This window comes from Aggregatibacter kilianii (assembly GCF_003129965.1).
Taxonomy (GTDB): Bacteria; Pseudomonadota; Gammaproteobacteria; order Enterobacterales; family Pasteurellaceae; genus Aggregatibacter; species Aggregatibacter kilianii_A.
Map to the genome: position 1 here is coordinate 51,019 of NZ_NRCJ01000008.1, position 23,548 is coordinate 74,566.

The following is a 23,548-nucleotide window of genomic DNA, read 5'->3' on the forward strand; positions in this document are numbered from 1 at the left end:
TTACCACTGGTAAGTTACGCCGGCGCCGTAGCTCACCTCATTTTGAGTATTAACCGCCACGGATACGCTGCCGATCCATTTTGTACTGTCGCTCATTTTTGAGTAGCGTGCTACGATTGCCTGTTGTCCGGCATGACCACCAACCCCAACGCCAAGGGCGGATTTTCCGCCGTGAGTGACTTGCGGGATGTTAGCAACGGCCATTGCTGCGGCAGTTCCGGCTGAAGCGCGTTTGCGGTTTTTGTGCACGTCGTCGCTTAGCTTGTCAATGCGCTTGCTTGTATCAGCCAAGCCCGCACTTAATCGATTAATATCGGCGCGGTTGGTGTTGATTGCTGCGGCGTTGGTATTGATTCGCGCGGCGTTTTGCGCTGTAGCGGTGCGCACTTGAGCGACGTCATCAGTCGTTGCCAAGCCTTCGGCGCTCACTTGATAATTATCGCTGCCGTCGGCGTTGGTTGACTTAGTAACGCTGATATTTGAGCCGCCGGAAACCGTCGTTTTGGCTTTGACAATGTCCGCTTTGTTTTGCGCAATCGCTTGAGTGTTGCTTGCGATTTTGTCGGCGTTGTCGTTGATTGCTTGTGCGTTAGTCGCAATCAAAGCCTGATTTGCGGTAATGTCGGCGGTGTTTTGTTGCACCTGTCCGTTAAGCGCGGTGATTTCCGCCGTGTTGGTGGATACCTGCCCCGCTACGGCGTATAACTGACTACCATTGATTGCATCAGTGCTGCCTGCGGTGATACGTCCCGCAGCAATGTTAGTAATCGTGCGTTGCTCGCTGTCGTTGCCGATTGATACAGTCGCAACCGGAGTAGTACCCGCAAAGTCACCGTAAGTCACGCCGCCGATGGTGGCGGAATCCGTCCCGACGGCCGCGCTGGTGGTGGCATTATTACCGATGGCCACGGAGTAAGCGTCACTTGCTGTCGCACTGCGGCCGATTGCAACACTGCGCACGCCGGAAGCGTTAGCAACCGTACCTAACGCCGTGCCGCTAAAACCGCTCACCCGTGCGCCGTCACCGACTGCCGTACCGGTATTTGCTGTTACGCGGGATTGCACGCCGATTGCTGTACCGTAGTTAGCTGTTACTGTAGCCGTATTGCCGATTGCTGTAGATAAGTCGCCGACGACCGTACCAAGTACCGATACTGACGCGTTACCGTTAACCGTGCCAGTGATAGCAACGGACGTTTCACCCTTGGCGGTTGTATGGTCGCCCAGTGCCACGTTGCGATAACCTTCGGCCGCCGTGTATGCGCCGATTGCCGTTGATTGATTGCCGAATGCGTCAGCATAAGTGCCAATAGCGATAGCTTGTTCACCCGTCGCCGTTGCACCGGTGTCCAGATTTACGTTTGCGTGAGCCGCACTTGCGAGAGTAGCGATAACCGCTGCAATGATTGTTTTTTTCATGTTTTTTTACCTTTTTTTGGATAATAAAAAACCCTCACAATGGAGGGCTGTTGATTGAAATTTTTGTTAGTCGTCGGGCAGCTCTAAAAACTCACCGCCCACGCCTAGCGTGTACCACGTATCGGGCTTAATCCCATTTTCGCCGACAATCGACGCGCGGATGTGTAGCAGATCGCCGGCGTCGTTGCGATAAACGCAAACAATAGCGCCGCTTTTCCCCGCCTTTGCTTTGGAATTACGTCCGAGCGAAACCGCAACGGAATTTTTACCTGATACTTCGGCGGCGGATTGATAACCCGTATTTGTCGCGGCGGAGCGAGTACCCGTATTTGTCGCGGCGGAGTAATCACCCGTATTTGTCGCGGCGGAGCGAGTACCCGTATTTGTCGCGGCGGAGTAATCACCCGTATTTGTCGCGGCGGATTGATAACCCGTATTTGTCGCGGCGGAGTAATCACCCGTATTTGTCGCGGCGGAATTACCCCAATCAACCTTGCTTTTTATCCACTCAACCGCCCTATTAACCATTTCCGGCAGTTTGATTTCTGTTTCAATGGTGATTTTGGCGGATGCAATCTTAGTGTCATCACTATCGTCATCTTTTGAGATTTCGCCGCTCATTTGCACAATCGCAAATTTACTATCGGATGGCGGGTAATAATTAAATACATCAAGCGGATATTCGCACGCGTGGAATCCACTTCCGCACGCTTTAACCTTGCCTTTATGTTCGTATGTTTCTCCGACTTTGTACTGATAATCGCGGCATGTCCAATCTTTGTTAAAACCTTTATAAGCAAGGGTTTCTGTAGTTTTTTCTGTCATTTTTTTTGCCTTTGTTCGGTTAATAAAAAAGCCGCTTATTCAGCGGCTTCGGTGTTGTCGTCTTGCGGAATGTCCGGCATCCGCACCCACTTACACGGGTTGCCATTAAAGTCACGCAATCCGCCAATTATCCAAACGCTTCCGTCGTCACATAGCGCGGACAGATTCCACAAATCGCCGAACGATTCGCCGCACATTGCGGATTCGCAAATTTGTATGATTTTTCTAGCCATTTTAAACCTCAATTTGTTATTAAATGTGGAGCATTTACCTTGATGAAATCGACTAACTGCGTCGCTAATAGCAGCACGTCGTTTTCCATCTCCGGATAGCGGTAAAATGAAATTTGTGTAACGCTCTTAATGACGTACTTATCCGGTTCCGCTGCCGGGACGTATTTTTGGAATAAGTTATAAGTAAACTTACTCATATCCAGCCAAGATAAGTAACACCGCCACTGCATTGAGCCGGTGTAATTTTCCGCGTCAATATATGCAGTGAGCTTGTGATCAAAAATACAGTCGCTTTCCATTGCATCAACTACGCCAACGAATGTAACCGGCTCATCATTTATGCGTTTAGCGATTTCAAATTTGAATTCTTTTATTCGCGGAATGTGAATTTCGGTATCAATTTCGCTAAAGTCGAACTTAAACCCATCTTTCTCAACAAAAGCTAGTGTCATATTTTCATAATCTTCCAAGACCTTATGAAAGGCGGAACCGGCAAGCATAGCTTCATTTGGTATCACTTTCTTTTCTAGATAAGCAACCATTTCTTCAATAGTCGCTTCCTCGTTTTCAAGCCACCGCCGATAGACTTCAAGTTGTGTGGCAGAAATCCGGATCATGATTCAACTTCCTCAAATTCTTTTGTTTCGGCGTTAAATTTAAATCCACTTTTCCGCGCATAGTCCAATAGCAGTTTTTTGTGAAGGTTCGACATATTTGGATCGATTGCAGAATTAAACTGTTCGATTGTCATCAGCTCGCTAAATTTTGCGTGAATATCATCTAATTCTTTTTGCGCCTGTACAGCTTCGGCGGATTGTTTGTTTAATCCGTCTTTTACCCTATTAATGACGTCATCGAGGAATTTGGGGGCGGCTTTGAAATTTGGTACCGGAATTGCGTCAAATTGCACCGGATTTTTACCGAACCCGGTAGAGCTTGGGTTAAAATCCAAAACTCTTTTGTTTGTATCATCAAAGCGCAATCGCCCCATCAAATCCGCTACTTTGTAAATTTCCGTTTTTGAGCTGCCTTGTATATCTAAACGTTCTACGAATTCATCTTTTTGCTGTTGTTCTGTCATGTGGGACAATAGAACAACATCTTTACCAAAACTGCGCAATTGTGTTAGCCATGAACTGAATGCGTGTTTTAGTGCGCCGTAACCTTGTTGCGTTAACTCACCACCGCCGCGTGTTGTGCCTTTAACATTACGCCGAACAATATCCGCCGTTAAAATATCCAGCGCGCGCCCCACGGTATCAACAATAATTGTGTCGTAAGTTGCTAAGTCGTCTTCGGTAATGCTTGTTACATCAGACCAACTATCAACCTGCACGGTATCTTTGCGGAATTGTGAGCGATAAGATCCGTGATCAAAGTCGAGTAGTAATGGTCTTGAAGCTGTAAATGCGGTTGAGGTTTTGCCCGCACCCGGAGGAGCGTATAAACAAACAATAATATTTTTAACCTCGATCGGTTGTGCTGATGAAATAATTTTCAGTGCCATATTGACTTCTCCTAATAAACTTTATTTTCTAACTGTTTTCTTGCCACAAACTCAATCGCGTTATTGCGTAAGGTTTCTAACTTATCCCACGCGCCGGCGCCGATAGCTAACCATTGGAAGTTTAAATCATCGTCGCTTAATGCGATTGCGTTATTGATTGCGTCAATCAGTACTTCATCACCGTTACAGGCTTGTTCGTCGATTCGTGCTTTTTCAGCTTCAAGTTCGGCTTCGTAACGTTCGCCTGCTTCAATCTGTGCGTGATATTCTGCTTCCCGCCGATTTTCCCATGCTGTCTGTAACCCATTCATATTTAATCCTCAAACAATCCGCGCACCATGTTTGCATTAACAACAGCTTCTTTATTAATCATCGACACACCTAAAATATCCGCTTCAGGATAAGACGTTAAAAACGCTTCCACTAATTCAGTTAGCGCATTAAACGCGTCATTTCTCGTTTTATGAACTGCCGTTCGTCGCTCAACGAGTTTTGTCTTGGCGTTAATGACCAAACCTCGAAATCCGTAGTCGTTAGCAAGAATTTCTAGGATGTAATGGGTTTTGTTTTCGTTATTTACCATTTTTCACCTCATCTAACTCTTTCTGTTTTTGCGCTGTATAGGCTTCCATGTATCGGAGCTCTTCTGCTGTCAGCTCGCGTGGAATATCGCCGAACTCAAGGCTCGCTTGACGTTGCCATTCTTTTGATATTTGCTCGCTCACGTCGTTATCGTAATAATCTGTTGAGTTGTTCGCGTGAGCGGGTAGAGCGATTAATGCGACGGCGTATAACATCATGATGCCGCCGATGATTGCACAAAGTGCGGTTGTGATTAATTCGCTGATTTTCATTTTGGCTTCCTCAAAAAAAATGACCGCACTTTATGCGCGGCCGGTATTATTTGCTAAAGAGATAAGCTCTTCAGCTCTGTTTGTCTCTTCCGTCGTCTTGGACGGAAATCTTTTGCAACGATGAATCTCGCCGTTAAACGTTGCAAGTGCGACCCTGTCCAGACCGACAATAAAAAAATACTGCGGGTTTTTCGCCCATTGCTTAACTAAACCCATCTCCTCAAGCTTAAATAATCCTGCGTGAATCGGGTTTTTGTCTAAAAACTTCTGGCTTTTCTTTGTCTGCGCATTATTCCGCGCCAAGCGAGCTTCCATTTTTTCGATTTTTGCCTTTTGCTCGTCAATTTGAGCAAATTTAGCGCGTATTCTTTCGTCCAGTTTTTCGGACGCTCTCATCATTTGCCGGCCTTTTGCGTTATCCGTAATGTCCGGCGTCCCGCCGTGGCCGTTGCGAGGGTTGCTCGCAAATAATGCATCAAGCTCACTCTCCAGCCGTTGGAGTTTTGCCCGCATTTTTTCTAACAGAATCATTTTTTGCTCCTTTGGTTGCGCGTCCCGTCGGTAAAAAAGCCTCTCACATGGAGGGGCGAACAAGAGCCATTGTTTTATTGCCATTTCAAAGCGCACTCTGTCTTGCATTCGTGTTTCCGCATGCCTAGATTCACTCTCTGCCGAATGCGCTTTGAAGTGGTACCGGGGGTGGGATTCGAACCCACATTACAACACTTATCTGGTGTTTGCTTTACAGAGTTATAAGCCCCGCTCCTCGACCTCTATTAGCAACCCCGGCATAGTTTACCGTCTCTCCGGTATGTCACGCCTAAGCCGCGTTTGCTCGCTCAATATTCCCGATTCACTGCCGGAGGCATATTTAAGCTAAACACATTAACCGATTCGGGCTTTATTCCGTCTTGTTGTAGTGGCGGGTCTATCTGCCTTCCGCACTTTCACTAACTACTCACCATCAGGCGATCAATGTGTTTTTAACCTAATTGTCTAAAATTGTGATGATAGTCACTTACTTAACGAATATTTTTAGTTATTCTTGCAATTAACCTTGCCACCCTTGAAAGCGGATTTTCTGGGATGCGTATTTCACATTTTAATTCGCCGTCATAGATTGCTTGGGACATTGCCTTTATTTTTTCTTTGGCTTCTTCTGGGTTATTTGCGTAAACATCACATGCCCATTTGGCGCCTTGGAAGTAATAATGGAATAAATACTTTTTCATTGAGGAACCCCTTATGAAATTTGAAACTTATGTGGACTCTCGCATTGAATGGCGATGGCGTCTAAAAGCAGATAACGGTAAAATCATTGCAGATAGCGGGGAAGGCTATAAAAACTACACTGATTGCTTACATGCTATCGATTTGGTTAAATCTACAAATCAATCAACTCAGGTTGAAATCCTCACTTAACTATAAAGCTCCGAAAGGGGCTTTTTTTTCATCACAATTTTTAAAGAGCAACTCAAAGTGGTTTGCTTTGATGTGGCGTATAATACTAAAACTAATATTATTAGTAAATAGCAGAACTAATATTTTTTAATGTATTTACTATTTAAACTATTAAATGCGTGATTTTACTAATATTATTTTTTTGAAAAAGTTGAAATATTTGCTGAATTTGTGACCTAGATCACAAAAAAAGAGAGTAGGGGAGTGGGGATTTTAAAAAGTGCGGTAGGAATTTCGGGCAAAAGAAAACCGCCACGAGGGCGGTTTGTTGATTATTTGTTTTCTTCTATTGTTCTTTCGGCTATATCAAAGATTAAGTTCTGAATAGTAAGAAAATTAATAATAAAGTAAATAATGCCTACCAAAGAAAATGATAAAGCAAATATTTTGGGATCAAATATGATTGTAAAATCAGCAACAGAAATGCAGTTGCGGTTAAACATTTGGCTGACCAAGAATGTTACTGTAGATAGTGAGAAATATACCATAAAAGAATTTCTCACATTGGCAATGTTGACTTTTATACGTTGAAAGATTTGTTTGTTTTTAATCGGACTTGGATTAAATGTACACACAATTCCCATTCCAATGGAAAACATAATGCCGGATAAGGTATAAATGGTAGGCACTATAGCTTGATTCATGTTATCTTCTTGATTAAAGATATAAGATAACACGAATGACGATAAAGATGTCATTAAGCTAACTATTGTCCATTTATTTTTTATCTGCATTTTCAAGTTCTTTTATAAAAATTTCCATTTGTTGGAAAAGGGTCTGTTCATTAAGTTTACCCGCGTCAGTAGTATCCACTTCAACCTGCTTAGTCTTTTCAAGTTCGCTTCCTGTAACAGACTTCCCACCGCGGGTCTTAAACGAAATATTATCTAAATCAGAGACCGGTTTCAACATTGCTGAAAATACTTTTTTGACCTCTTCAGGTGAGTTTTTAGTTGGCTTTTTAATTTGGATTAATAACTTGGCTGACACAAGCTGACTAAAATCAATATCTTCCAAGTCCTCTGCATCAGCAAATAATTCTTTAACATGCTGAACGGCAAGGTTAGTAATGTCTTTGTATCTGGATACAACTGAGTTGCCCGCATTATCTCTGGCACTTGCTTCAATATTTGTTTTGTTATCATTACTTGGATCTTGAATAACGAAAGATCTCACATTGCTTAAATCATATTCTTCTTTAAGTTCTATTACCGGATTAATCTCAATAAGTTCGTTTAATAGCCAATTTATATAGGTTTGTAAACGCATGATGGTTGTTCTGCCTGATAAATTAGTTACAACGAAATGATTGGAAAGTAAAAAATAATAATGATCTCTGTATATGGCACTTGTGCTAAGTTTAGCGTTAAGTAAATCTCCAATTGAGAAATTTGCTTTCTCAAATAGCTTTTCATCAATATGCTGAACATTATCTCCAGGAGCAATACGCAACATTGTTGCAAAGACGATGTCGTTTTTGCTTGTATCGAAGTGAGAAATTAAATCTTCTTCTTTCTTTGGATCGTCTTTATTTAGCAACATTCTACGTTCGTTACTAGACTTAGAATTGTCTAACTTTTGCTTTAATAGATCTGCGACTTTAAGCGATTTTGTCACGGCATTATTTGAAATCTCAAATGCTCTAAGCTTCACTTGTTTGCTCATAATCATTTCCTTAGGTTAGCAGTTATAGATCAACAATATCCAGTGTTAGCTTTTTGATCAGTTTTCCAACAAAATGAATCTGTTCTACCTGGTCTTTTTCTAAAATTTCAGGATCGTAGCTTGGATTGTCCGAAATTACTTTTAGTCTGTAGCCGCTTAGATACTGCAAGCGTTTAATCCTTGCTTTGCCCTCATATACGAATGCGTAAATGCCATCATCTTTGAATTCATTAATTGTCTGATCAATTGCTACTATATCGCCGTGTTTTAGGCTCATTTCAGCATTAGTCGGATTGTACATGCTGTTTCCGTCGATAATCGCAATCGAGAGATTATGAGCCGTTCTGCGTTGGAAAATCTCCATGAACTTGTCGCGCGAAAATTCAATAGAGCGGATTGTGTCCGGGTAATCAAGGTTGATGACGCCATCACCGGCGGCAAGATGGTTATCAAGTAGTGTGAGCTTGATTGAATCGGTGGCTGTCGGTTCCGAAAACTCTTTTGCTTTTGCTACAAGAGTAGTGAAGTCCTCGGAAATATCAGGATCTATATCAGATGGTTCAACATCAAGAATCGAAGCAAATTTAATGATTGTTTCTTTGCTTATAGGCTGCTTACTATTTGGGTTCATATAGTGACTTACACCGCCCTGTGTCTTAATATCCAACAGATTAGCGATTTTAGCTTGAGTTAATCCAAAATCTTTTTTCTTTGTTTCATAAATACTTTTTAGGCGAGTTTTAATCTCAAAAAGTCTTTGTTCCACTTCGCTCATTGTATCCCTCTCGTATCTTTTGCCGGAATTATATTAGCCCCGCTAATAAGATCAAGAACAGTGAAAATATTAAAACTATTGAACAAGGTAAATAGTTTTGCTAATATTTAACTATTCAGGAGGCTATATGAAACTAACCGATTATTTAGCCGAGAAAAAACTCACTCAAGAACAGTTTGCTCGGCTTGTACAAAAAACCCAAGGATTTGTTAGCCATTATCTGACGGGACGTTGTGAATTAAGCGCGAAGACGACATTAGCTTGGTCTGCAGTAACTGATTATTTAGTTACTCCGCATGAATTAAGTCCGCACTTATATCCAAACCCAGATGATGGATTACCAAAACACCTTAGAGCGTAATTTATCAACCCAACAGAAAAAGAAAACCATAAAAACAAGGCAAAAATTATGGCAATGAAGAAAGTCATCATCGAAATGATAGAGAAAATACCTGGTGGCAAAAGTGCGGTAGCGGGTTTTCTTGGATTTTCGGAAGCGGAGCTTAACAACCGTCTTTACCAGACCAAAGGGCAACGCTTCAAAAATGAGGAGCTGATCGCATTGCAGGTTGAGTATGGTTGCACTGATTTTATCGATGAACTTTGCCGTAGTGCCGGTGGACGTTTTGTACCTGACGCAACAGCAAGCGAATTAGATGCAGTGGAAATCTCAACACTACAACTGCATGAGTTATCAGCGCGTGGATTGCTATTTGAAGCATTGGAGAGCGCGTTAGCCGATGGCGAAATCACTACCGATGAAGAAGATGTAATCCGCAAATTATTAAGCAAACATTTAGCGGCAACACAGCATTCTGTTGAATGTGTTATTTCGCTAAACAAACGGCAATAAAAAACCACAGCGCCAACTGTGGTTTTACTCAAAGGAATTTTTATGGAAATAAAAATACAGTTATATGATACACAAATTCGCCAAGATGAACAAGGGCGTTTTTGCTTAAATGATTTACATCAAGCCAGCGGCGGTGAAAGTCGTCATCGTCCGGCTTATTGGTTATCAAATCAGCAAACGCAGGAGTTAATCGGCGAAATTTCAAAAGACGGAATTCCGTCTATCCTTACAAAACAAGGACTTGGAACATTTGTAAGTAAGGAGCTTGTTTACGCTTACGCAATGTGGATCAGTCCGAAATTCCACTTATACGTTATTCGCACATTTGACAACTTGGTAAGTCGTCAAAATTCGACCGCACTTTTACCACAAAATTACGCCGCTGCATTGCGTGAGTTGGCGGAATCAGTAGAGCGCGAAGAAACCTTAAAACTGGAAAATAAACAGCAAGCCGACCATATCGAAGCGATGAATAGCTATTTCCGCCAAGGCATGACCGCACCGCAGTTTGTAAAAGGCTTAAACGGCGTAAATTCAACGCAAATCAACACGTTTTTACAGCAAAAGAATTGGCTTTATAAAGACCAACGCGGCGAATGGCGCGTAACGTCTTATGGTCGCGATCGGTATATGACCGAAGAAACTAACGAGGTTGTGCCTCACGGAGCGGATCCGATTATCAAGTACAAGCCAACGTTACTTAAAAAAGGCGCAGCGAAACTCTATGAGTGGTACGCAAAAGGGTTGTTGCCGATGAAAGCAACGTGGAACGGCAAATTTATACAAGAGAAGGCGGTGGGGTTATGAGTTTTAATGCAGTAGCTAAAGCAGTTGAAATTCCGTTATCAGGTAATCTCAAGCTTGTATTTATTTTAATGGCTAACTATGCCGATGAAAAAGATTGCTGTTATCCAAGTCAGCCAACTTTGGCAAGACAGGCAGGAGTATCAATAAAAACTATTCAACGTGTAATTGAGAAATTAGAAGAACTTGGTTTTGTAAAAACACTGAGAAAAGGTACAGGAAATAAATCATCTCTATACCAACTCATTTTCTCTTTAGGATCTAGTCAAAATGTAGCCCCTGACAATTTGTCGGGTAGTCAAATTGTCCACCCAGACAAGTCAAATTGTCCACCTAGGGTAGTCAAAATGTCCAGTCAGGGTAGTCAAATTGTCCATCGATCCTATCAAGATACTATCAATGATCCTATTAATGAACCTATCAATAATACGGACGGTGCGAAAAAGCCGAAAAAAGTATCTGCGCTTAATCCCGAAACGGTAGATTTGCCTGAGTATGTTGATCGTAAAACTTGGATTGCTTATTGCCGAATGCGAAAAGCGAAACGTGCTGAGATTAAAACCGAAGAAACGCTTGAGAAGTGTTTGAGTGATTTAGAAAAATTCAGTGGCGGTGATCCGCAAAAAGCGATTGCGGTACTGGAACGTTCGATTGGTAATACTTGGACTGGGTTATTTGAAATTAAAAATTATTCGCTAGTAAATCCCAATAAACCCAATGCCCACACAGGATTTCAAGAGCGCAAATACACTGAAACAATCCCTGATTTTTATGCCGATGCGGTAGAGGCGATGGAGCAACAAAATGGCTAAATTAACCGAATTACAAGCTGAGTTAGCAAAATTGGAACAGACGTTGTTGAGTGTTGAGAGAATTCAGCAAGAGCCAACGGCTAAGCGTAGTATTTGTGAGGCAAATTCTAACCATGGTGAATACGCTTATCACGAAAGCACGAACCAGTTAATGAATCGAACATATACGTTTAAGACGGCTTGCCCACATTGTACCGCAGAGAAAATTGCGACGTTGAAAAAAGAGATTCAAGCAGAAAATCAAAGCGAAATTTTGAGTTTGAAAACATTATCAAATATCCCAATGCGTTTTGCCCATTGCAGCTTGAGCAATTATGAACCTGTGAATGATGGTGCTAAAAAAGCCTTAGCTTATGCGACACGCTATGCGGATAAATGGCTTGACCGTTTGGCAAAAGGTGGTGGTTTAGTATTTTGCGGTAAACCAGGGACAGGCAAAAATCATTTAGCTTGTGCGATTGCCAATAGCATTATCGAAAATCATCAAGCTAAAGTATTAATCTCAACCGCATTGCGTATTGCTCGTGATATCAAAAACTCTTGGAGCAGAGATAGCCAAATTAGCGAAGAACGGGCAATTAAAACCTACACAGACAAAGATTTGCTGATTATTGACGAAATTGGTATTCAGTTCGGCTCAGAAGCGGAAAAAATCATTTTATTTGAAATTATCAATACTCGTTATGAGCAAATGAAACCCACGATCTTAATCAGCAATTTATCTGAACAGGAGTTGGGTACTTATATCGGTGAACGAGTATTAGATCGCATGATGGAAGGTCAAGGGGCAATTATTGCATTTGATTGGGAGAGTTATAGAAAATGACAGACTTTGACAAAGATACCTATCCAACATCATTTTCACTATTTAACCCGATTCATGCTGAATTTGGCTTCACGATTGATGGTGCCGCACTGCCCCACAACGCAAAACTTGAGCGATATGTAACGCCTGAGATGGATTATTTAACTTATCCACTACAAAACGAGCGCATTTTCATCAACCCGCCATTTAGTGATCCGTTAAGTTTTATCAAACGTTCCGTCGAACTGTTTGAAAATCACAACTGCTTAGTGGTGATGTTGTTGCCGGTTGACATTAGCACGGAATGGTTTTCGTTAATCACTCAAAAAGCAACAGAAATCCGTTTTATTGTTGGTGGCCGTATTAAGTTTTTAAGTCCTCAGACTGGTTTATGGACTGATGTTTGCCGTGGTAATCATTTAGCGATATTTGACCCACGTCACCGCAATATGGGGCAGGTTATCCGTCATGTTCACATTGACGACCTTGGGAATTTCGAATGGCGAGCCAAAAGCAGAAGAAAACAGTAATTCACGCAGTTAAATATGCGAACGGTGCGGTGGTAGCGGAAACAGACTATGACCGCAATTTACTAAAAGGGCTACCGATAGGAAGTGCGGTAAAAATTACACCTATCGGCAACAATCGAAACTATCAACATCACAAGAAGTTTTTTGCGCTACTCGATGCAGGTTTTGAATACTGGCAGCCTGAATTTAGCGTACTTACCCAAGCGGAAGAATGGATAGCGCAGGCGGTTGCAAAAGAAATCGCGGTAGCGGCAAACGATGAAAATCTGTATCAGAATGTAACTAAACCGATAGCAGATAGCGTGCTGGCAAAAGTGCGGTCGAATCGCGAATCAAAATTAGATTATGAGGGCATGAAAACCCTTGAAGCGTATCTCGATCATGTGATGAAAAAAGCGGGATTTTACGACATCAAGCCAGCACAAGACGGCGGAACCGTTAAAGAGCGTTGGTCAATCTCATTCGCGAATATGAGTCAAGAACGATTTAACGATGTGTATAAAACAGTGTACGGCGTCATTTGGAACGAAACGCTTTGTAATATCTACGAAGACGAAGCGGAGCTTGATAACAAAATAAATCAACTAATTGGATTCGCCGCTTAACCGTCAATTATTAGTTGACAGTTAAAAGTGCGGTCATTTTTAGAGGTGTAAATATGGGAAAAATAGATTATCGCAAAGAAGCAAAGGGGCGTGATTGCCAAGTGCGGTTAATTGGGGTTTGTAATTATAACCCGGAAACAACCGTATTAGCACACATACGCGCCGCCGGCATTACTGGAGCAGGGCAAAAAGCGCCCGACCAATTAGGGGCGTGGGCGTGTAGTTGCTGCCACGATGCGATTGACTTGCGAACAAAGACCGGTTACTCCAAGGACGAACTGCTACTAGCTCATTTTGAGGGTATGGCCCGCACACAGGCGATTTTAATCAGCGAGGGTAAGCTATGAGCGACTGGTTAGAAATCTGTTTACCGTACCCGCCGAGCGTGAATCATTACTGGAAGCATACAAGACAGGGTAAACACTACATTTCAAAGGCGGGGCGTGAATTTAAACACGTTGCGACAGAAGTTTGCCGACAATTCGATCCGTTTGAAAGTGCGGTCGAAATCAAGATAGAAATTTACTTCCCGGATAATCGCCCACGCGACCTTGATAATCTGCCTAAAGGAATTTTTGATAGTTTGGTCGGCGCGGGTTTAATCAAGGACGACAACAGAAAAATCATACGCAAGTATTCAATTGAGGAAAAAGGCGTAGTGAGTAAAGGCAAGTCAATCATTAAAATTAGAGGTATTGAGTAAATGCAGTATAGCGTAGAGAAAATTTTAGTTCGTTGGGGAAATTGCTGGGGGCGCGATAGAATCGGAACGGAATATCCAAGTGTTACACCAAGCATTCCTGTTTTGCCATCAGAGCCACGTAAAGCATGGTTAAAGCATTTGAGTGATGAAGAATGCTTAAAAATTGAAGGTGCCATAATGGCATTGCATGGAGTGGATCTATTGGCGTACCAGGTCACTATGGCAATGTATATACAAGACTTAAGCGAAAAAGACATTACCACTGCGCTAAATATCTCCCCATCAAAAATGTACCGCATGCGCAATCGCGGTATAGCATTTCTGCAAGGTGCCTTTTCTATGCTAAAAATCAAATATCACTATATTGGATAAACTGATACAAGCCCGCAATACACGCGGGCTTTTACTTAGCAAATCTCCGATAACTCATGACAGCTTAACGTGTCAAAAAAATCACACAATAACCGCTCCAAAACCTCCATTTCACCGTTGTTGCAGTGAATGGGTTCTAGGGTATCGCTTACCCTGGACGCGATGGAATCAACGCCTAACGCATCAATAAACGGTGAATTAAGACTGATTAGCCATTGTTTGAATTGTTCTTTCATTGTTGTTCTCCTGCGTTTGTAAAATGCGCGGTGAGAATAACTACGAAAGAAAGTGCGGTCGAATTTTAATAATGGAATCTGCGATCCACATCGCAAAATTGAAATAAATTCGAGGGAAAACTTACGGAAATGTCTTGGGTTTTGTAGAATGGGCGTTTCTATTAAACCAAGAGGAATCCAAAAATGAGCGATCAAATTTTCAAAGAAAAAATATTAGCGCATTCTCAACATATTATGAGAGTTGGGCAACATTGTACAACCGAAGAAACAACGAAGCAGGCTTTGATTCTTCCTTTTCTTGATATTTTGGGATTTTCAGCGTATGACCCAACTAAAGTGAAGGCAGAATATGCCGCTGATTTTACTGGTGCGAAAAATGGCGAACGAGTTGATTATGCTTTATTCTGCCATAACGTGCCGGTGATGTTTATTGAAGCCAAATCTTATAATGAGGATTTAACTAATCATTCTCCCCAGCTTGCAAGATATTTTAATGCAACACCTGAAGTTGCTGTAGCCGCAATTACAAACGGGCGTGAATGGAGGTTTTTTACCGATTTAAAAGATAAAAATATTATGGATAATGCGCCATTTTTACGCGTTAACTTTGAAGCATTAGACGAATCAAAGATTCCCCAATTATCTCAATTTTGTCATGATAAGTTTCAGCCGGAAGCATTGCGGACATTAGCGGAAGAAAGTATTTATTTATCAGCCTTTACTAAAACCATTTCATCTTCATTAAAAGAAGTGGATAGTGAATTTGTTCGCTATGTGGCAGGGCGCGCTAATATTGGAAGACAGCTAAATCAACGCTTTATTGAATCTATCACGCCAATAGTCAAGCAAGCTGTAGAAAAAGCGGTAAGCGACATGGTAGTTTCAGGATTATCGAAAAAGGCTGTTGATACCGAATCTGTTAATGAGCCCGAATCTGAAATCATTGATGAGACTGCGCCGATTATAGATCCTGAAAACAGCAAAATAGTTACCACATATACTGAGAGACAGGTTTTAGAATATGTGTCAATGATTCTTGGTGAAGAGTCTGATTTAATCGCTAAAGACACTGAAAGTTATTTTAGTATTTTATATCAGGGAAAATCTAACAGATGGATATTGCGCTATTTTGATAACAAACAACGCCCTTCAATTACTATTCCTATTGAACTGACACCAGAAAACCAAAAAGAGATTTCTAGAGCGGGATTGGAAATTTCAGGCAGTCAAATTATTATAGATTGTCCTGAAAATATCTTGAGATTAAGTGGCATTATTCGAGATTGTTTTGAATATTGCATAAATGATGAAAACTTTAGAAAGAAATCTTCATAAAACCCAAAACCCCGTTTACAAGACGGGGTTTTTGTTTTATATTGTGCTCCAAGGCTCGTAACCTTAACAAGAAGCGGAAATCCGCACCCGACAGCATAGCGGTTTTTTTATGCGTAAAATTTGTGATCTCGTTTAGTTTTATTGCCATTAAGACTTAATACGCATACATCAAATTCTATCTATGCCGAGAGGGCGGAGAATACAACACCCGAAAGGGGAATAATCCCGGCCGACTTCTTGCGGTTTACGAACCTCTTGGCACCCTTAATTGGGTCAATCTAAACTTCGTAAAATTCAAGGAGAGACTTATGTCTAATCAAACCCAACTTTCCACATTCAATTTTGAATCAAAATCTATCCGCACTTTAGCTATCAATAACGAACCTTGGTTTATTGCTAAGGACGTTTGCGATGCAATCGGCATTGATAACAACCGCAAGGCACTCTTAGCATTAGATGAAGATGAAAAGGGTGTAACTTTAAGTTACACCCTTGGCGGACAGCAAGAAATGAACATTGTCAGCGAAAGCGGAATGTACACTTTAATCTTACGTTGCCGTGATGCCGTTAAAAAAGGATCTGTTCCGCACCGTTTCAGAAAATGGGTTACAGCGGAAGTTTTACCGGCAATCCGTAAAACAGGGAAGTACGAAGCCAAAACCACCGCAGACGATCGCACAGGCTTACGTAATGCCGTAAATATGTTAGTGAGCAAGAAAGGCTTGATTTATTCCGATGCTTATAATCTTGTTCACCAATACATGAACGTAGAGCGCATAGAAGATATTCCGGCAGATAAATTACAAAGTGCGGTTGAATATGTGCATAGAATTGTGCTTGAAGGTGAGCTTATCACTGAACCGAAAAAAGATGAACTTTTCACCCGTGAATTTACAGAGCATGAATTACAACAGCTTGTGTGGGCATGGTTTGCTTTATTGCGTGGCACCGAACTTTGCCAAAATCTTCTCCCTGCATTAAAACAAATAGGCTCACATTATGCTGCGCCCGTTCATGACATTGCTTATGAATATCGCAGCACTATCCGTCAAGCGCATAATGTGTTAAGTCGCATTACGGATCAATTTGAATGTAAGCAAGGCAATAACTGGCGAGTCTTAAAATATCTTAGAGCCTATGACCCTAAAGCAACGGGCTTTCAGCTAGACATCCTATAAAACAACACAAAATCCGACCGCACTTTTACCTTGAGAAAATCGTGCGGCGGATTTTCACACCCAAAATCCACGAAAAGGACACATTATGTTCAAGATTGTATTGGCGGTGGCGTTGTTGTGGGCGGCATTCGCATTAAATTTACACCAAGACTGCGACGGGCATATTTGCCATGTAACACAGGTAAAATAAATTTATCAAAAAACACTTGATTACTTGCAAGTGAAAGTATATAGTTAAGTATATCTTGCGATATTAGCAAGTAATTAGCGCAGAAATGAATTCTATCGTAACCCTGACTGGAAACAGTTGGGGTTTTTTATTACCAATTTTATAGATTCCATGAACAGCGGAATCTGCTGCAAAGCTCACGTTTACAGCGCGGGCTTTTTTGTTGCCCCGCAAAAAGCGAGGTGGAGTATGAAAATGTTTAAAGACGCAGGAAATCAGAGTGTTTTTTGGTCTGGGTTTGGGGCTTTCTGGGCTATGTATTCGCTTCAAGAATGGTTAGCAATATTCGGTCTGTTAATCGGATTAATTAGCGGACTTGTCAACATGTACGCTAAATGCCAAGAAGGGAAAGTGCGGCAGAATGAAGAGCGCCGAGCAGAAGAAATTCACAAGCTCAAAGTAGATCGATTAAAAAGGGGGTTAAGGGATGATGTTATCGAAGACTAGAGGGGCATTAGGCGTGTGTTCCGTGCTAGGAATTATTGGCATCATGTATGCACAATTCGGCACTGAAATTCGGTTAAGTCCGAAAGGTGCAGAAATCATCGGTAACGCAGAAGGTTGTCGCCGTGACCCGTATAAATGCCCGGCAGATGTGTTAACCGTTGGTATTGGTTCAACAGAAGCAGGTGGAGAAGAAATCGATCCGAAACGTCGATACACCGATTTCGAAATTGCCGAACGTTGGAAAAACGACATTAAGATTGCTGAATCATGTGTGAACAGATTCGCCAAAGGTGAACAATTGCCGCAATCAGTTTTTGATTCCGTCGTATCCATCACATTCAATGTTGGGTGTGGGCGCATTCAACGGTCAACATTATTTAAGAAGCTCAATGCAGGGGACTATGCCGGAGCTTGTAACGAATATCCAAAATGGGTGTATGCCGGTAAAACCAAACTGCCTGGCTTAGTAACCCGTAGGGAAAAGGAAAAAACGCTATGTTTAACCGACCTATCGAAACAATAAAAACTTACTTGATTGGCGCTTTAGCCGCGGTAGTTTTGGGCTTGGGTGTATGGTCACGGTACCAGCACAGTAATATTGTTGACTTAAAAGCCGAGAATCAGGCGCAGGCCCAAACTATTGAGCAACAAGAATCAGATATTACAGCGCTGAAAAAAGAAGCTCTGGATAATCAACGAATCTTGTTAGAGCTATCACAACGTGAAGCAGAAGCAAGGAGCGAAGCAGATGATGTTATCAAATCAATCCCGCAAGATGTCAAAAAAAGCAATCCTTACAATAGCGTTGGCCCTCGCGGCGTTATTGAGTTCTTGCGCAAATAAGACTCCCCCAAGCATTTGCCCAACACTACCACCCGCTTATATAGCCCATCTAGACAAGACGGGATTTAGTGGCAACACTTATGGTGATATTACGCAATACTCTGTAATACTTAAGCGTGAGCGTGATGTTTGTTTAAGTCGCTTGGATAAGATCCGTGAATGGCAAGTTGAGAGTGTTCAACATTAAAAACAATAATAAAAGGCGGTTAAAACAACCGCTTTTTGTAATCTATATGCTACATATTTTAAATCTAATTCCGCCGCGAGTATCAAAAATCTCGGGATTATATTTAAACTATGTAATGTATATATAACAAATCAACCAAAAAGGATTAACCATGAGCAGAAAAGACGAGGTTAAATCCACGTCTCGGCGTGGTGAATCTAAATTAACTAACAAGCAAAAGCGATTCATTGAGGAATACCTCATTGACTTAAACGCAACCCAAGCAGCGATTAGAGCAGGGTATAGCAAAGATACTGCTAAAGAGATAGGTTATGAGAACCTCACCAAACCTCATATTCAGGAGGCTATTGCAGAAGCTCAAAGCAAACGGTCAGAGCGTGCGCAAATTAAGCAAGATGATGTTATTCGAATGTTGCTTGAAAACATAGAAATTGCTTCCGGTAAAAAAGCCGTGATCAAGACCGAAATAAGAAAATCGGAAGACGGTGAGCTTGTGGGCGACGATATAGCGCAATTCGTTTATGAATCATCTAGCGTGAACAGATCTTTGGAATTGCTTGGTAAGCATTTGGGGATGTTTAAGGATGGCATAGACATTACAACAGGCGGGAAGCCTTTACCGACAACAATCAATGTGAGTTTTGGAGATGGCGACGCTTGATATTAAGTTCCCGCCTAAGTTTAAACCGCTATTTCAAGAGATTTGGCGGTTTATTATTTTCTACGGCGGTCGTGGTTCCGGGAAGAGTTTTAATATCGCAAGGGCATTAGTCCTTAGATCTTACACTAAGCCGATTCGCGTTTTGTGCTGTCGTGAGATTCAAAAATCTATTTCTGATTCTGTTATTCAGATGTTAGCTGATCAGATTGAATTGTTGGGGCTTCAATCATTCTTTGAGGTGCAAAAAACACAGATTGTTGGGCGTAACGGTTCACGGTTTACTTTCGCCGGGCTAAGAACAAACATCACATCTATTAAGTCAATGACAGGGATTGATATTGTTTGGGTGGAGGAAGGGGAAAATGTCTCAAAAGACAGTTGGGATGTTCTTATCCCCACAATTCGGGAAGATGGTTCGCAGATTATTGTGAGCTTTAACCCTAAAAATATTCTTGATGACACTTATCAGCGATTTGTCATCAATCAGCCTGAACGTTGTTGCTCTGTACTGGTTAACTGGCAAGACAATCCATATTTTCCGAAAGAATTAATGGAAGATATGGCGCAAATGAAAGAACGTGATTATGAGCTTTATTTGCACGTTTATGAAGGTCAGCCGATTGCCGATTCGGATCAGGCGATTATTAAGCCGTTATGGGTTGAATCTGCTGTGGACTCTCACCGCAAACTAGGCTTTACAGCTAAAGGCATGAAAAAGGTTGGATTCGACGTTGCAGATGAGGGCGTGGATAGTAACGCAAATGCGTTTGTTCATGGCTCGATTGTTGTTGATATTGATGTTTGGAAAAACGGTGATGTGATTGATTCTGCTAATCGCACGAATCAAAGTGCGGTCAAATTTGGTGCAGATTTAATTATTTTTGACAGTATCGGTGTCGGTGCCGGTGTGAAAGCGCACTTCAAGCGTTTACCAAAATCGCTAAAAGTCGAAGGGTTTAACGCCGGCGGTTCGGTTGCTTATCCGGAGCGCGAATATATCAAAGGTAAGAAAAACCAAGATATGTTCGCAAACATCAAGGCGCAAGCTTGGTGGGCATTAAGAGATCGTTTCTACAAAACTTATCGAGCTGTAAAACATGGTGATGTTTACCCTGAAGATGAATTAATTAGCTTGTCTGGCGAAATTAAAGAGCTTGAATATCTAAAAGCGGAATTATCGCGTCCGCGTGTTGATTATGACAATAACGGACGGGTGAAAGTCGAAAGCAAAAAAGATATGAAAAAGCGCGGCATACCTTCGCCAAATATGGCGGATGCCTTGGTGATGTGCTACGCGCCAACAAAACCAAAATCACTACTGGATTTATAACATGAAATTTTTTGACGGCATTAAATCACTTGCGCTGAAACTCGGAAGTAAGCAAGAGCAGACGTATTATTCGCGTGGCTTGAGTTTAACTGACGATCTGGTGCAATTAGAAGCCCTTTGGCGCGATAACTGGATTGCTAATAAAGTTTGCATTAAGCGCCCGGAAGACATGGTGCGTAACTGGCGCGAGATTTATTCAAACGACTTAAATTCAAAACAGTTAGATTCATTCACAAAATTTGAGCGTTCACTCAAATTGCGCGAAACACTTACTAAAGCCCTCCAATGGTCAAGCCTTTATGGCTCCGTTGGTTTGTTGGTTGTAACTAATTCTCCGAACATTAGCGCGCCATTGAATCCAACTGAACGTCTAAAACGTTTGATTATTTTGCCAAAGTGGAAAATCAGCCCGACCGGCACTAAAGATGATGATGTGCTTTCGCCTAATTTCGGACGATATAGTGAATATTCAATTCTTGGGGGTTCCCAATCAATTACCGCTCATTACTCCCGATTAATTATTCTAAATGCCAATGACGCGCCATTATCTGATAACGATATTTGGGGCGTTTCCGATCTGGAAAAAATCATCGATGTACTGAAGCGGTTTGATAGTGCTTCAGTGAACGTGGGCGATCTGATTTTTGAAAGCAAAATTGACATATTCAAAATTGCGGGGCTGTCGGACAAAATTGCCGCTGGTATGGAAAACGAAGTCGCAAGTGTCATTTCTGCGGTGCAGTCTATCAAGTCGGCAACAAACAGTCTTTTACTTGATGCCGAAAACGAGTATGACCGAAAAGAACTGACATTTTCAGGGTTAAAAGACCTGCTTACCGAATTTCGCAATGCGGTAGCGGGTGCGGCGGATATGCCGGTGACAATCTTATTCGGGCAGTCTGTTTCTGGATTGGCGAGCGGCGACGAAGACATTCAAAACTATCATGAATCCATTCATCGCTTGCAAGAAGCGCGACTTCGCCCAATCTTTGAAGTCATCGATCCGATGATTTGCAATGAGTTATTTGGTGGTGTTCCTGCCGATTGGTGGTTTGAGTTCGTACCATTAACTACGGTGAAACAGGAACAGCAAATCAATATGCTGAACACGTTCGCCACCGCCGCGAATACGTTGATTCAAAACGGTGTATTAAACGAATATCAGATTGCTAACGAACTGCGCGAAAGCGGCTTGTTTGCAAATATCTCCGCCGAAGACATTGAGGAAATGAAAAATGCTGATGAATTTGCCGGAAATTTTGAAGAGCCAGAAAACATGGAGGGCGCGCAAGTTCAGACCGGTGAAGGTCAGCAAGCGGGCGGAGCTTTGGTATAAACAACAGCTAAAGCAGCTTGTAAAAACGATGACAAGCGACGTAGAAAGGGCATTGCAACAACCGCAAGGCTCTTTTTTTATGGACGCCGCCGAGGGATTTAAGGCGATTAGTGCGAAAGCCTTGTTAGCATATTTGGAAAAGTACGAAAAAACCGACCGCACTTCACAGGTTGAAAATATTGCGCAGGGTTTTGTTATTCGTGGCGACGCACAAAACCAGGCGGAAGTGTCAACGAACCTAAAAAATCAAACAGGTGTGGATTTAGCTGGGTATTTGCGCAATAGCCCGAACATTGCCGAGAAAGTCAATGCGATGACAACGGCAAATGTGCAGTTGATTAAATCTATCCGGTCACAGTATTTAGATAAAGTTCAGAGTGCTGTTACTCAAGCCTTGGTTAGCGGCTCCCTGAACAAGGATTTAACCGCGCAAATTAAAGCGCTTGGGCAAACAACCGAAAAGCGCGCTGCATTTATCGCCCGTGACCAATCTTCAAAGCTTAACGCCGCATTGACACGGGCGCGCCATGAAGATTTAGGCGTTAAAAAATATATGTGGAGTACGGCTGGTGATGAGCGTGTGCGGGATAGTCACGCAGAGTTGGACGGTCAGATTTTTAGTTATGACAAACCGCCTGCGGTTGGCAATCCGGGGCATGATTTTAACTGCCGGTGCGTGGCTATTCCGGTGTTCGACGAGGTGCAGGAGAAAACTAAAGCGCAAGAGATACTATCGGAGCCAGTCAAAGAGAATTTATCGCTTTCGGTTGATAGGATTGTTGAAAAATCACAGAAGATAGAACCTACAATTACGGCAGATATTAACAATATTGCCATAAAAGCAGGTGGTAAACTTGTCGGATTAGAAAATCGTCTAAAAAGTCCATCTTCAATAAAGAGAAAAATTGAAGCGGAAGTAGCAGATGGATTTTCTAAGTCACTGTCACTGAATAAAATTCGTGATGCTATTCGGTACACGACCGTTTTCAAAGAAAAGGACTTTGTTACTCGCTATAAAGCAATGCAGTATTTGTTGGCAATCAAGGGGTATAAAACCATCATAGTCAAAAACACTTGGAAAAATGATAGTGCATATAAAGGCGTTAATACATTTATCCAAAATGAAGATGGTGATATTTTTGAAATGCAATACCATACGCAGCAGAGTTTTGACTTAAAAAATGGGTTATTGCATAAACTCTATGAGCAATTTAGAGATCCAAAAACGCCATTTCACGAAAAAGAGAAGTTATTGCTTGAAATGCGTAAGCTAAGTAGTAAAATTAAAGTGCCGGATGGCATTGAGCTTATTGAGGATAAAAAATGAGTTTTCAATATTACTTAGCAAACGTTGGCGAGAATCAACAGAAACTTATCAGAGGAAACCCTTCTGATTTATTATCCTTTTCAGTATTTGAGCCAAAAAAATTAGAGTGGGATTCCTCACGAGGTATTTCATGGGCTGAACGCTTGCTTGAAAGTGGTTTTAGTGATTTCAAGGTCATTTCCGAAAGTGACGCTATCCGATTTATGAGAAACTGAT

General features: G+C 41.9%; 36 protein-coding genes and 1 tRNA gene. 22 read left to right on the forward strand and 15 right to left on the reverse strand.

Annotation, left to right across the window (positions count from 1 at the left end):
* From DK430_RS07325 to DK430_RS07370, 11 genes are all read right to left on the reverse strand, one after another.
* On the reverse strand, positions 1 to 1,419 hold the full coding sequence (locus DK430_RS07325; RefSeq protein WP_109078436.1) for a YadA-like family protein: 1,419 nt from the start codon (positions 1,417 to 1,419) through the stop codon (positions 1 to 3).
* 66 nt (positions 1,420 to 1,485) lie between these two features.
* Positions 1,486 to 2,244: a DUF7666 domain-containing protein gene (locus DK430_RS07330; RefSeq protein WP_109078437.1), complete on the reverse strand. Its 759-nt coding sequence runs from the start codon at positions 2,242 to 2,244 to the stop codon at positions 1,486 to 1,488.
* 35 nt (positions 2,245 to 2,279) lie between these two features.
* Positions 2,280 to 2,477, reverse strand: coding sequence for a hypothetical protein (locus DK430_RS07335; protein ID WP_109078438.1), 198 nt, complete (start codon positions 2,475 to 2,477; stop codon positions 2,280 to 2,282).
* An 8-nt stretch (positions 2,478 to 2,485) separates the two neighbouring features.
* Complete coding sequence (locus DK430_RS07340; RefSeq protein ID WP_239496793.1) at positions 2,486 to 3,094, reverse strand: hypothetical protein; 609 nt, start codon at positions 3,092 to 3,094, stop codon at positions 2,486 to 2,488.
* Entirely contained in the window at positions 3,091 to 3,984 is an 894-nt protein-coding gene (locus DK430_RS07345; RefSeq protein WP_109078440.1) for an ATP-binding protein, read from the reverse strand. The genes DK430_RS07340 and DK430_RS07345 overlap by 4 nt, the downstream gene beginning before the upstream one ends.
* 11 nt (positions 3,985 to 3,995) lie before the next feature.
* On the reverse strand, positions 3,996 to 4,295 hold the full coding sequence (locus DK430_RS07350) for a hypothetical protein (protein ID WP_109078441.1): 300 nt from the start codon (positions 4,293 to 4,295) through the stop codon (positions 3,996 to 3,998).
* A 2-nt stretch (positions 4,296 to 4,297) separates the two neighbouring features.
* Positions 4,298 to 4,567 carry a hypothetical protein gene (locus tag DK430_RS07355; protein WP_109078442.1) on the reverse strand — a complete coding sequence of 90 codons (270 nt, stop codon included), beginning with the start codon at positions 4,565 to 4,567 and terminating at the stop codon, positions 4,298 to 4,300.
* Positions 4,557 to 4,838: a hypothetical protein gene (locus DK430_RS07360; protein ID WP_239496794.1), complete on the reverse strand. Its 282-nt coding sequence runs from the start codon at positions 4,836 to 4,838 to the stop codon at positions 4,557 to 4,559. The genes DK430_RS07355 and DK430_RS07360 overlap by 11 nt, the downstream gene beginning before the upstream one ends.
* Before the next feature lie 30 nt (positions 4,839 to 4,868).
* Positions 4,869 to 5,369, reverse strand: a complete 501-nt coding sequence (locus DK430_RS07365) for a hypothetical protein (RefSeq protein ID WP_162616821.1) — start codon at positions 5,367 to 5,369, stop codon at positions 4,869 to 4,871.
* A 157-nt stretch (positions 5,370 to 5,526) separates the two neighbouring features.
* Positions 5,527 to 5,628 (reverse strand) — tRNA-Ile (locus tag DK430_RS13180).
* Positions 5,629 to 5,860: 232 nt separating this feature from the next.
* Positions 5,861 to 6,070: a hypothetical protein gene (locus DK430_RS07370; RefSeq protein ID WP_109078444.1), complete on the reverse strand. Its 210-nt coding sequence runs from the start codon at positions 6,068 to 6,070 to the stop codon at positions 5,861 to 5,863.
* Positions 6,071 to 6,083: 13 nt separating this feature from the next.
* On the opposite strand from DK430_RS07370, the gene DK430_RS07375 reads away from it, so the two are divergent.
* Complete coding sequence (locus DK430_RS07375) at positions 6,084 to 6,260, forward strand: YegP family protein (protein WP_005643244.1); 177 nt, start codon at positions 6,084 to 6,086, stop codon at positions 6,258 to 6,260.
* Positions 6,261 to 6,571: 311 nt separating this feature from the next.
* Here DK430_RS07375 and DK430_RS07380 read toward each other — a convergent pair whose 3' ends face one another.
* From DK430_RS07380 to DK430_RS07390, 3 genes are all read right to left on the reverse strand, one after another.
* On the reverse strand, positions 6,572 to 6,943 hold the full coding sequence (locus DK430_RS07380; RefSeq protein ID WP_239496795.1) for a hypothetical protein: 372 nt from the start codon (positions 6,941 to 6,943) through the stop codon (positions 6,572 to 6,574).
* Between the two features lie 73 nt (positions 6,944 to 7,016).
* Positions 7,017 to 7,964 (reverse strand): hypothetical protein, encoded by a 948-nt coding sequence (locus DK430_RS07385; RefSeq protein WP_109078446.1) that lies wholly within the window; start codon positions 7,962 to 7,964, stop codon positions 7,017 to 7,019.
* A 22-nt stretch (positions 7,965 to 7,986) separates the two neighbouring features.
* Positions 7,987 to 8,739 (reverse strand): LexA family transcriptional regulator, encoded by a 753-nt coding sequence (locus tag DK430_RS07390; protein ID WP_109078447.1) that lies wholly within the window; start codon positions 8,737 to 8,739, stop codon positions 7,987 to 7,989.
* Positions 8,740 to 8,866: 127 nt separating this feature from the next.
* Between DK430_RS07390 and DK430_RS07395 the strand changes: the two genes are divergently transcribed.
* Genes DK430_RS07395 through DK430_RS07440 form a run of 10 tightly spaced genes read left to right on the forward strand, consistent with a single transcriptional unit; the run spans position 8,867 to position 14,223 of the window.
* The gene (locus DK430_RS07395) at positions 8,867 to 9,100 is read left to right on the forward strand and encodes a helix-turn-helix domain-containing protein (protein WP_109078448.1); all 234 of its coding nucleotides are present in this window, start codon (positions 8,867 to 8,869) and stop codon (positions 9,098 to 9,100) included.
* Positions 9,101 to 9,148: 48 nt separating this feature from the next.
* Positions 9,149 to 9,592: a YmfL family putative regulatory protein gene (locus DK430_RS07400; RefSeq protein WP_109078449.1), complete on the forward strand. Its 444-nt coding sequence runs from the start codon at positions 9,149 to 9,151 to the stop codon at positions 9,590 to 9,592.
* Positions 9,593 to 9,634: 42 nt separating this feature from the next.
* Positions 9,635 to 10,399, forward strand: coding sequence for a KilA-N domain-containing protein (locus DK430_RS07405; protein ID WP_109078450.1), 765 nt, complete (start codon positions 9,635 to 9,637; stop codon positions 10,397 to 10,399).
* Entirely contained in the window at positions 10,357 to 11,208 is an 852-nt protein-coding gene (locus DK430_RS07410) for a helix-turn-helix domain-containing protein (protein WP_162616822.1), read from the forward strand. Before DK430_RS07405 ends, DK430_RS07410 begins: the two co-directional genes overlap by 43 nt.
* Positions 11,201 to 12,034: an ATP-binding protein gene (locus DK430_RS07415; protein WP_109078452.1), complete on the forward strand. Its 834-nt coding sequence runs from the start codon at positions 11,201 to 11,203 to the stop codon at positions 12,032 to 12,034. Before DK430_RS07410 ends, DK430_RS07415 begins: the two co-directional genes overlap by 8 nt.
* Entirely contained in the window at positions 12,031 to 12,543 is a 513-nt protein-coding gene (locus tag DK430_RS07420; RefSeq protein WP_109078453.1) for a DNA N-6-adenine-methyltransferase, read from the forward strand. Before DK430_RS07415 ends, DK430_RS07420 begins: the two co-directional genes overlap by 4 nt.
* Positions 12,513 to 13,148, forward strand: coding sequence for a DUF1367 family protein (locus DK430_RS07425; RefSeq protein ID WP_109078454.1), 636 nt, complete (start codon positions 12,513 to 12,515; stop codon positions 13,146 to 13,148). Before DK430_RS07420 ends, DK430_RS07425 begins: the two co-directional genes overlap by 31 nt.
* A gap of 53 nt (positions 13,149 to 13,201) precedes the next feature.
* A complete protein-coding gene (locus DK430_RS07430) occupies positions 13,202 to 13,495 on the forward strand; it encodes a DUF1364 domain-containing protein (protein WP_109078455.1) in 294 nt (97 codons plus the stop codon).
* Positions 13,492 to 13,851, forward strand: a complete 360-nt coding sequence (locus DK430_RS07435) for a RusA family crossover junction endodeoxyribonuclease (protein WP_109078456.1) — start codon at positions 13,492 to 13,494, stop codon at positions 13,849 to 13,851. The genes DK430_RS07430 and DK430_RS07435 overlap by 4 nt, the downstream gene beginning before the upstream one ends.
* Positions 13,852 to 14,223, forward strand: a complete 372-nt coding sequence (locus DK430_RS07440) for an antiterminator Q family protein (RefSeq protein ID WP_109078457.1) — start codon at positions 13,852 to 13,854, stop codon at positions 14,221 to 14,223. It abuts the gene before it with no gap.
* Between the two features lie 35 nt (positions 14,224 to 14,258).
* On the opposite strand, the gene DK430_RS07445 is transcribed toward DK430_RS07440, so the two are convergent.
* Positions 14,259 to 14,459, reverse strand: coding sequence for a hypothetical protein (locus DK430_RS07445; protein ID WP_109078458.1), 201 nt, complete (start codon positions 14,457 to 14,459; stop codon positions 14,259 to 14,261).
* Positions 14,460 to 14,642: 183 nt separating this feature from the next.
* On the opposite strand from DK430_RS07445, the gene DK430_RS07450 reads away from it, so the two are divergent.
* The 11 genes from DK430_RS07450 to DK430_RS07500 all read left to right on the forward strand — a co-directional run bounded on the left by DK430_RS07450 (position 14,643) and on the right by DK430_RS07500 (position 23,547).
* Entirely contained in the window at positions 14,643 to 15,794 is a 1,152-nt protein-coding gene (locus DK430_RS07450) for a type I restriction endonuclease (protein WP_109078459.1), read from the forward strand.
* Positions 15,795 to 16,102: 308 nt separating this feature from the next.
* Positions 16,103 to 16,972: a P22AR C-terminal domain-containing protein gene (locus DK430_RS07455; RefSeq protein ID WP_109078460.1), complete on the forward strand. Its 870-nt coding sequence runs from the start codon at positions 16,103 to 16,105 to the stop codon at positions 16,970 to 16,972.
* Positions 16,973 to 17,390: 418 nt separating this feature from the next.
* Positions 17,391 to 17,648: a phage holin family protein gene (locus DK430_RS07460; RefSeq protein WP_239496796.1), complete on the forward strand. Its 258-nt coding sequence runs from the start codon at positions 17,391 to 17,393 to the stop codon at positions 17,646 to 17,648.
* Positions 17,629 to 18,171: a lysozyme gene (locus tag DK430_RS07465; RefSeq protein WP_109078461.1), complete on the forward strand. Its 543-nt coding sequence runs from the start codon at positions 17,629 to 17,631 to the stop codon at positions 18,169 to 18,171. Before DK430_RS07460 ends, DK430_RS07465 begins: the two co-directional genes overlap by 20 nt.
* Positions 18,144 to 18,491, forward strand: a complete 348-nt coding sequence (locus DK430_RS13345; RefSeq protein WP_239496797.1) for a DUF2570 family protein — start codon at positions 18,144 to 18,146, stop codon at positions 18,489 to 18,491. The genes DK430_RS07465 and DK430_RS13345 overlap by 28 nt, the downstream gene beginning before the upstream one ends.
* Complete coding sequence (gene lysC, locus DK430_RS13470; protein WP_429696969.1) at positions 18,424 to 18,678, forward strand: Rz1-like lysis system protein LysC; 255 nt, start codon at positions 18,424 to 18,426, stop codon at positions 18,676 to 18,678. Before DK430_RS13345 ends, lysC begins: the two co-directional genes overlap by 68 nt.
* A gap of 151 nt (positions 18,679 to 18,829) precedes the next feature.
* The gene (locus DK430_RS07480) at positions 18,830 to 19,339 is read left to right on the forward strand and encodes a terminase small subunit (protein ID WP_109078462.1); all 510 of its coding nucleotides are present in this window, start codon (positions 18,830 to 18,832) and stop codon (positions 19,337 to 19,339) included.
* Positions 19,326 to 20,669 carry a PBSX family phage terminase large subunit gene (locus DK430_RS07485; RefSeq protein ID WP_109078463.1) on the forward strand — a complete coding sequence of 448 codons (1,344 nt, stop codon included), beginning with the start codon at positions 19,326 to 19,328 and terminating at the stop codon, positions 20,667 to 20,669. Before DK430_RS07480 ends, DK430_RS07485 begins: the two co-directional genes overlap by 14 nt.
* Before the next feature lies 1 nt (position 20,670).
* Positions 20,671 to 22,005: an anti-CBASS protein Acb1 family protein gene (locus DK430_RS07490; protein WP_109078464.1), complete on the forward strand. Its 1,335-nt coding sequence runs from the start codon at positions 20,671 to 20,673 to the stop codon at positions 22,003 to 22,005.
* Positions 21,905 to 23,332: a phage head morphogenesis protein gene (locus tag DK430_RS07495; protein ID WP_109078465.1), complete on the forward strand. Its 1,428-nt coding sequence runs from the start codon at positions 21,905 to 21,907 to the stop codon at positions 23,330 to 23,332. Before DK430_RS07490 ends, DK430_RS07495 begins: the two co-directional genes overlap by 101 nt.
* Positions 23,329 to 23,547, forward strand: coding sequence for a hypothetical protein (locus DK430_RS07500; protein ID WP_109078466.1), 219 nt, complete (start codon positions 23,329 to 23,331; stop codon positions 23,545 to 23,547). The genes DK430_RS07495 and DK430_RS07500 overlap by 4 nt, the downstream gene beginning before the upstream one ends.
* The last annotated feature ends 1 nt before the right edge of the window (position 23,548 follow it).

Excerpts from the sequence above, each read along its gene's own strand:
- DK430_RS07325 (WP_109078436.1), bottom strand. The coding sequence starts at position 1,419 with ATGAAAAAAACAATCATTGCAGCGGTTATCGCTACTCTCGCAAGTGCG.
- DK430_RS07330 (WP_109078437.1), bottom strand. The coding sequence starts at position 2,244 with ATGACAGAAAAAACTACAGAAACCCTTGCTTATAAAGGTTTTAACAAA.
- DK430_RS07335 (WP_109078438.1), bottom strand. The coding sequence starts at position 2,477 with ATGGCTAGAAAAATCATACAAATTTGCGAATCCGCAATGTGCGGCGAA.
- DK430_RS07340 (WP_239496793.1), bottom strand. The coding sequence starts at position 3,094 with ATGATCCGGATTTCTGCCACACAACTTGAAGTCTATCGGCGGTGGCTT.
- DK430_RS07345 (WP_109078440.1), bottom strand. The coding sequence starts at position 3,984 with ATGGCACTGAAAATTATTTCATCAGCACAACCGATCGAGGTTAAAAAT.
- DK430_RS07350 (WP_109078441.1), bottom strand. The coding sequence starts at position 4,295 with ATGAATGGGTTACAGACAGCATGGGAAAATCGGCGGGAAGCAGAATAT.
- DK430_RS07355 (WP_109078442.1), bottom strand. The coding sequence starts at position 4,567 with ATGGTAAATAACGAAAACAAAACCCATTACATCCTAGAAATTCTTGCT.
- DK430_RS07360 (WP_239496794.1), bottom strand. The coding sequence starts at position 4,838 with ATGAAAATCAGCGAATTAATCACAACCGCACTTTGTGCAATCATCGGC.
- DK430_RS07365 (WP_162616821.1), bottom strand. The coding sequence starts at position 5,369 with ATGATTCTGTTAGAAAAAATGCGGGCAAAACTCCAACGGCTGGAGAGT.
- DK430_RS07370 (WP_109078444.1), bottom strand. The coding sequence starts at position 6,070 with ATGAAAAAGTATTTATTCCATTATTACTTCCAAGGCGCCAAATGGGCA.
- DK430_RS07375 (WP_005643244.1), top strand. The coding sequence starts at position 6,084 with ATGAAATTTGAAACTTATGTGGACTCTCGCATTGAATGGCGATGGCGT.
- DK430_RS07380 (WP_239496795.1), bottom strand. The coding sequence starts at position 6,943 with ATGAATCAAGCTATAGTGCCTACCATTTATACCTTATCCGGCATTATG.
- DK430_RS07385 (WP_109078446.1), bottom strand. The coding sequence starts at position 7,964 with ATGAGCAAACAAGTGAAGCTTAGAGCATTTGAGATTTCAAATAATGCC.
- DK430_RS07390 (WP_109078447.1), bottom strand. The coding sequence starts at position 8,739 with ATGAGCGAAGTGGAACAAAGACTTTTTGAGATTAAAACTCGCCTAAAA.
- DK430_RS07395 (WP_109078448.1), top strand. The coding sequence starts at position 8,867 with ATGAAACTAACCGATTATTTAGCCGAGAAAAAACTCACTCAAGAACAG.
- DK430_RS07400 (WP_109078449.1), top strand. The coding sequence starts at position 9,149 with ATGGCAATGAAGAAAGTCATCATCGAAATGATAGAGAAAATACCTGGT.
- DK430_RS07405 (WP_109078450.1), top strand. The coding sequence starts at position 9,635 with ATGGAAATAAAAATACAGTTATATGATACACAAATTCGCCAAGATGAA.
- DK430_RS07415 (WP_109078452.1), top strand. The coding sequence starts at position 11,201 with ATGGCTAAATTAACCGAATTACAAGCTGAGTTAGCAAAATTGGAACAG.
- DK430_RS07420 (WP_109078453.1), top strand. The coding sequence starts at position 12,031 with ATGACAGACTTTGACAAAGATACCTATCCAACATCATTTTCACTATTT.
- DK430_RS07425 (WP_109078454.1), top strand. The coding sequence starts at position 12,513 with ATGGCGAGCCAAAAGCAGAAGAAAACAGTAATTCACGCAGTTAAATAT.
- DK430_RS07430 (WP_109078455.1), top strand. The coding sequence starts at position 13,202 with ATGGGAAAAATAGATTATCGCAAAGAAGCAAAGGGGCGTGATTGCCAA.
- DK430_RS07435 (WP_109078456.1), top strand. The coding sequence starts at position 13,492 with ATGAGCGACTGGTTAGAAATCTGTTTACCGTACCCGCCGAGCGTGAAT.
- DK430_RS07440 (WP_109078457.1), top strand. The coding sequence starts at position 13,852 with ATGCAGTATAGCGTAGAGAAAATTTTAGTTCGTTGGGGAAATTGCTGG.
- DK430_RS07445 (WP_109078458.1), bottom strand. The coding sequence starts at position 14,459 with ATGAAAGAACAATTCAAACAATGGCTAATCAGTCTTAATTCACCGTTT.
- DK430_RS07450 (WP_109078459.1), top strand. The coding sequence starts at position 14,643 with ATGAGCGATCAAATTTTCAAAGAAAAAATATTAGCGCATTCTCAACAT.
- DK430_RS07455 (WP_109078460.1), top strand. The coding sequence starts at position 16,103 with ATGTCTAATCAAACCCAACTTTCCACATTCAATTTTGAATCAAAATCT.
- DK430_RS07460 (WP_239496796.1), top strand. The coding sequence starts at position 17,391 with ATGAAAATGTTTAAAGACGCAGGAAATCAGAGTGTTTTTTGGTCTGGG.
- DK430_RS07465 (WP_109078461.1), top strand. The coding sequence starts at position 17,629 with ATGATGTTATCGAAGACTAGAGGGGCATTAGGCGTGTGTTCCGTGCTA.
- DK430_RS13345 (WP_239496797.1), top strand. The coding sequence starts at position 18,144 with ATGTTTAACCGACCTATCGAAACAATAAAAACTTACTTGATTGGCGCT.
- lysC (WP_429696969.1), top strand. The coding sequence starts at position 18,424 with ATGTCAAAAAAAGCAATCCTTACAATAGCGTTGGCCCTCGCGGCGTTA.
- DK430_RS07480 (WP_109078462.1), top strand. The coding sequence starts at position 18,830 with ATGAGCAGAAAAGACGAGGTTAAATCCACGTCTCGGCGTGGTGAATCT.
- DK430_RS07485 (WP_109078463.1), top strand. The coding sequence starts at position 19,326 with ATGGCGACGCTTGATATTAAGTTCCCGCCTAAGTTTAAACCGCTATTT.
- DK430_RS07490 (WP_109078464.1), top strand. The coding sequence starts at position 20,671 with ATGAAATTTTTTGACGGCATTAAATCACTTGCGCTGAAACTCGGAAGT.
- DK430_RS07495 (WP_109078465.1), top strand. The coding sequence starts at position 21,905 with ATGCTGATGAATTTGCCGGAAATTTTGAAGAGCCAGAAAACATGGAGG.
- DK430_RS07500 (WP_109078466.1), top strand. The coding sequence starts at position 23,329 with ATGAGTTTTCAATATTACTTAGCAAACGTTGGCGAGAATCAACAGAAA.